General features: G+C 37.9%; 2 protein-coding genes and 1 pseudogene. All 3 read left to right on the top strand.

Annotated elements, in window-relative coordinates; all coding sequences use genetic code 11:
- Positions 1-2,384: 2,384 nt before the first annotated feature.
- A complete protein-coding gene (locus tag C7H79_RS16065) occupies positions 2,385-3,563 on the top strand; it encodes an alpha-amylase family protein (protein ID WP_106708266.1) in 1,179 nt (392 codons plus the stop codon).
- Between the two features lie 533 nt (positions 3,564-4,096).
- The gene (locus C7H79_RS16060; protein ID WP_106708265.1) at positions 4,097-5,275 is read left to right on the top strand and encodes an alpha-amylase family protein; all 1,179 of its coding nucleotides are present in this window, start codon (positions 4,097-4,099) and stop codon (positions 5,273-5,275) included.
- Positions 5,276-5,940: 665 nt separating this feature from the next.
- Positions 5,941-6,351: pseudogene (locus tag C7H79_RS16055) on the top strand (glycoside hydrolase); the annotation flags it as partial.

The following is a 6,351-nucleotide window of genomic DNA, read 5'->3' as shown; positions in this document are numbered from 1 at the left end:
GACCCTCACTCTGACTGACTATCAATTTGCGTCATTCCTCGGATCATCGGTTACTTGGCAGCATTTGACGGTGATGTTTCGCCTCGTCTTTGTCAGTGCCTCAAGAAGGGCCTGATTTCAGGTATCTATATTTTTCAATTCACTTGATTGAGCTTTTAGTTCAAGGTCATTATTACTACTGACTGGAAATGGCACCGGCGATTCTTATTATGACAAAGCCATCACCAAAAAAGATCAATGATTTGTACAAATCATCGCATCTGCTGGCTCACTATTTAAGAAATTAATTTGCTACGCTAGTGTGGATGATAAGTTATGCAATAGAAAACACAAATTGACCTTAAACTCAAGACTAACACTTGACTTCTGGAGGCAGTTACCAATCAAGCAGAATCAGCCGGCACTGTCTGTTTTTTTATTTTTAAAAGCCACCATAACGCTTTGAGACTCATCAGCGCTTGCACCATTCTAGCAATTCTTAGAAAACCTCTGGTACGAACTTGCCACGACACACTGGATCTATCCTTTAACCAATCCAGTGTTGCGTTTGCTTATCGCCATCCTGGGAAAGCTGAAGCATGCCTCAGCTTGGAATCGAATTGTCGATCCACGGTTAATATCGTCAACCATTTGATCATTACTGAGCTTTCCGTTTTACTGAAAAACCCAAAGCCAGCTTTAACATCCCGATCTCATATTTGAACTATATATAGATTACCGATCAATTAAGCTGGCTGATTAAGTGAATATCTTTTCGATAAATCGCGAACAGTTGCCCCTGACTGTTACAAAACCAGCAAGGATAAGTCTTGCACCTAAGATTCATCACATCATATGATATCGAATGCCATAAAATTTGATATATGATATCAATATCTTATATTTCCTTTTGCTGAAACGGCTCACTGCTAGCAGTGGCCTCCGATTCAAGCTATTTTCTTCAAGCGAATCAAACAGATTTCGTGACAACCATTCTCATGAATCAATAATGACTTAAGCCAAGGCACACATATTGATCATTATCTCGGATTTATAGCATTGTTGCCATCGTAAACAAACTAAATACAGAGGCTTCAGCTCACACATTTCTACAACTTCTGCGACCTAATTCACCTTGAAATAAACCATATAAATCAACCACTCATATTATTATATGCATGAATACTCAAGCACAAAAAAACCAATCTGTTGAATATATTATATTTAATGCAAAAATACCGTCGTTTGGCATTAGATGTCGGAACTGTTGACGTGGTTATTATTCCCACGTATAGTTCCGGCGTGCGGGAAAATATCTCGCATAATTTGATGTTCCTCATTAGGAAAAACTGAATTGATGAAAACTTAATTTTCAAAGGATAACCACAATGAAATTAATGACGGAAAAAATAACAATGTCTTTAGCTGAAATACTAGCAATATTCGTAGCTTCGTTACTCTTTAAAAAAATTCAGTGACATAGAAGTATCAACTAACTAGCTATTTGGCAATGGCCTTGCTTGTTGCGAGTATGGGAGGTGTATTGGTAGTTGTCGGATGAAGTGACAACAAACGATTCAAACAAGAAAGCATTAATGATTCTTAAGTGTATTTAGGATGAGACTTATCATTATGCTTGGAGTAACTGTTAGAGTTTGATTCAAAATAAATCAATACATAGTAATGAAATCTATCGCACCTTTATATAGATTGAATTTTACTTACTTCAAATGGATTTCTCAGCTTCAGCAAGCCGCACTTCACCAAACAAAGGATACAAGGCTAACCTGTACTGCAGCTTAAAATAGGTTTTTGACAGTAAACGATCAATTGGCTGGAATCAGATAAATCGTTAGTCGAATAGTCCTGTAAAGCTAAGCCAGAAAATCGCCTTCCAACACACACTGTTTGATAAAGATACTTGATCTGCTAGTGGTCTAGTAGTGTTAAGTGGAAACCCTGTGGATGTTCATAAGCAGAATTTTCTTCAATACTGCTAGCAACGCAAGAAACTCTTGTAAAAAACTCCATAAATAGTTTTGTGCATCACATTTTTCACATAAAGAGGCAAGTGAATGATAATTAAAATGATCCGTTTTGTACTTAAAAGAATCGACATTTTAAATTTATTTCAGTATTCAAAAAATTCTCTAGCTCAGAATGAGTCGGCATTATTTTTTTGAAAATGTATTTCTGAAAATACTCATGAATTTTTCCAATTCTTAAAACCACAATATTCGAAACAAAAAATTGCATTAGATGAACTTAAAGAGTGAATTATAGGCATTCAAGAAGTAAATGGTTTTCATTTACGAGCTGTAAAAGTGAATTAGAAAATCTTTTGGAAAACGTTTCAATTATTGAATAAAGCAATAATTTCTTCAAACTCATCAGGGGAGTCGTAAATGAATAGAGAGCTTTTTATAAAACCAAGCATTGTATTACCAATTCCGTCCAAACGGATTAATGCGAATTACATTGTATTATTGTTCGTCATTTGCTTGATTTTTGCTTTTTTGGGAAAGGTGCAAGCAACTTCACTGCCATTTGGTGCCACCGGAGTAAAATGGCATCCAGGCCACTATTACACGATTCAAAACTGGGCTAATGATGACCCAATCTACATGGCAAAGGTATACAAAGAGCTTGACGCAACGCCTGCGTTGCGTGGCATGCAACTGCGTTACTTGTGGGGTTGGCTGGAAAAATCACCGGGCGTATATGATTTTTCTTCCATCGATAAGCATCTTGCCAAACTGACTGCCATGAATAAACGGCTGGTTATTCAGGTACAAACAAAATCATTCGATGCTAACTGGAAGCTCATTCCAGACTATTTAAAAGCACCACAATATGAAGGCGGAGCTTTTAAATATAGTGACTTTGGACCCAAACCCAGTAATGATGGCAGCCGTTACGGCCATAACATTAAATTATGGAATCCTAATGTACGTGATCGGCTCATAGCTTTATTTAAAGCCTTGGGACAGCGTTACAATTCACATCCAAATTTTGAAGGTATCGGTATGATAGAAACGGCCATGGGGCAAGCCATAATACCGCTGACTACTGATCAAGCCGCCACATGGTTTGACAATTTGATTATTGTACACCAGAAAATGCGTACATTCTTTCCCAACACCATGACGATTCAAGAGATAAACTACCCGCGCAACAATCTGAAACAAATCACAAGTGCGATGGTAAAAATGGGGGGAGCGCTCGGTTGTCCGGATGTTTATCCTGATGAGCCAGGTTTGAATTTTCCTGGAGACCAATATTCTCCTCAAGGTGCTTATCGTTATTTCTCACAGCTTTCGGGGGTTGTGCCTATAGCTCCCACAGTGGAAAAGGTCAACTATCTTAATACTCGTGGCGATAAACTAGGCCATGTACCAGCTGTCCAGGAGCTTCTAGTTTTCGCACGCGATGATTTAAAATCCAATTATATATTCTGGCAACGTCTACCTGAATATGTAAATCAAGTTTTAGAGGTGATGAGTTTTAATAGTCAAAAAACCACTCCCTCAGGTGGCTTGAGATCTGCCTGCCCGAGTGCTTATTCATCCTGCATAAGGAATTAATTGTTTTCTAATCTGTAGTAATGAGGACTTGATCTGGCATTCGCTTCGTCAAATTCGGGTAATTGTCAGTTCAATCTGAATTACTGCAGATTAATCGTTGGTCAATTGATTCTGTAATAACTGTAAGCACACAAGTAATTCTTGTACAAAATCTCCATAGGTAGTTTTGTCTATCAATTTTTCGTATAAATCACAAGATCTTGATAAACAGAACAATCATCTGGGCATTAGAAAAATCCAACATTTTTTTACAGCAGCATTCAAAAAATTTCCTGATTCTGGATAGCAGGCATTATTTTTTGAAAAATACATTTCTGAATGACGCTCATGTATTTCTTCAGCCAGAAAAAAACAGCACTCAAAATAGAAACTGTACTAGGAAAAACTCAATGGAGATATTTATATGTAATCAAGATGTAAACAGTTTTAATTTGCAACTGCATCAAGCGCATTAAAAAGCTTTCTGAAACAATTTTTCAGATCTTAGCAATAAGCAACACAAAGCCATTTCAAAGTTATCAAGGGAGTCTTAAATGAAAAGAGAGAATTTTATGAAATCAAACATTATCTTACCCAATATAAACCGACGGATAAATGGCATATCCATCGCAATATTATTTGTACTATGCATGATGCTTGCTCCGTTAGGAGTAGGACAAGCAGCGCCAATACCGCCTCAAAGCACAGGAGTAAAATGGCATCCAGGGCACTATTACACAATTCAAAATTGGGCTAATGATGATCCGATCTACATGGCAAAAGTTTACAAAGAACTAAAAGCAACACCTGCTTTGCGTGGAATGCAAATGCGCTTCTTATGGGGTTGGATAGAGAAATCACAGGGCGTATATGATTTCTCTATTATCGATAAACATCTTGCCAAACTGACTGCCATGAACAAACGCCTGGTTATTCAAGTACAAACAAAATCTTTTGATGATGACTGGAAGCTTATACCAGATTATTTAAAGGCACCTAAATATGAAGGCGGAGCTTTTAAATATAGTGACTATGGACCCATAACCAGTAATGATGGCAGCCGTTACGGCCATAACATTAAATTATGGAATCCTAATGTACGTGATCGTCTGATTGCCTTATACAGGGCACTGGGTAAGCGCTACAACTCACACCCGAATGTGGAAGGTATCGGCATGATAGAAACAGCAATGGGGCAAGCGGTAAAGCCATTGACGACTGCACAAACTGACAAATGGTTCGATAATTTAATCATCGTGCAGCAGAGAATGCGTGACTTTTTTCCTAACACCATGACGATTCAAGAGATTAACTATCCACGAGATTATCTGAAACAAATCACAACTGCGATGGTAAAAATGGGAGGCGCACTCGGCTGTCCGGATGTTTATCCTGATGAACCAGGGTTGAATTTTCCTGGTAATCAATATACTCCTCAAGGAGCATACCGCTATTTTTCTCAGCTTTCAGGAGTTATACCAATCGCTCCGACCGTTGAGAAGGTCAACTATTTAAACACTCGCGGTGATAAAAAAGGCCATGTGCCAACTGTCCAGGAATTACTTGTATTTGCACGCGATGATTTAAAAGCTAATTATATTTTCTGGCAGCGCGTTCCCCCATATGTTGATAAAGTATTAGAGGTAATGAGTTTTAATAGCCAAAAAAATACTCCGTCAGGCGGCTTGAAATCTGCCTGCCCGAAGGCCTATCCTTCCTGTATTTGGAATTAATCTTTTCCTGATCTGTAGTAGTTGCGACCGGTTTCGACAATTATTTCATCAAATGCGGCAATTGTCTGATCAAGTCGGAACTACTGCAGATAAATCAATAGTCAATTGGCTCTGAAATTTACGCCATAAAAATTATCTATTGGATAAAGCAGCCATCATAACTACTGGTTGTTCTGGAAAGTAGCGCCAATCGGATACTTCTGTGGATATTCATATGCAATATTCTGCCAGAAAGTGTCAACATAAGTAATTCTTGAGAAAAATCTCATTAGGTAGTTTTGTCTATCGCATTTTTCCGAATAAACCGGCAAATTGAAGATAAATAAAACGGGACCTCTGTTCATTAGAAAAAACCAACATTTTTTTTACAGCAACAATCAAAAAATTTTCTGTTTCGGAATAGCTGGCATTATTTTTTCATAAGACGTATTTCTGAACGGCGATCAAGAATTTCACCAGTTAGAAAGCAAACACTACTCGAAAACAGAAATTGCACTAGGAAAAACTCAAGGGGGTGATCATATGTAATCGAAATGTAAAAGATTTTCATTTACAGGTTGTATCAAGTGAATCAGAAAATCTTCTGAAACAAGTCTCAAATATTAAGCAATACAACAATTTTTACGAACTCATCAAAGGAAACATGCATGAATAGGAAAAATTCCATGAAATCGAGAATTATCTTACCCACTATGAACCGACGAATAAATACGCTCTCCATTGCAGCTTTATTCGTCATATGCCTGACGCTTGTTCCTTGGGGAATAGCAGGTGCTGCTCCTGGAACAGGGATAAAATGGCATCCAGGTCACTATTACACGATTCAGAATTGGGCTAATGATGATCCAATCTACATGGCAAAAGTTTACAAAGAGCTGAAAGCAACGCCTGCATTGCGTGGAATGCAAATGCGCTTCTTATGGGGTTGGCTGGAGAAATCCCCGGGCGTATATAATTTCTCCATCATTGACAAGCATCTTGCTGAACTCACTAAAATGGGAAAACGCATGGTTATTCAAGTGCAGACAAAATCATTCGATGCTGACTGGAAGCTCATACCTAATTATTTAAAGGCA

The organism is Nitrosomonas supralitoralis (assembly GCF_003011925.2).
GTDB lineage: Bacteria > Pseudomonadota > Gammaproteobacteria > Burkholderiales > Nitrosomonadaceae > Nitrosomonas > Nitrosomonas supralitoralis.
This window is presented reverse-complemented; position numbering and strand designations above follow the sequence as displayed.

Bases quoted from the DNA above. Each gene is read 5' to 3' on its own strand.
- C7H79_RS16065 (WP_106708266.1), top strand. From the start codon at position 2,385: ATGAATAGAGAGCTTTTTATAAAACCAAGCATTGTATTACCAATTCCG.
- C7H79_RS16060 (WP_106708265.1), top strand. From the start codon at position 4,097: ATGAAAAGAGAGAATTTTATGAAATCAAACATTATCTTACCCAATATA.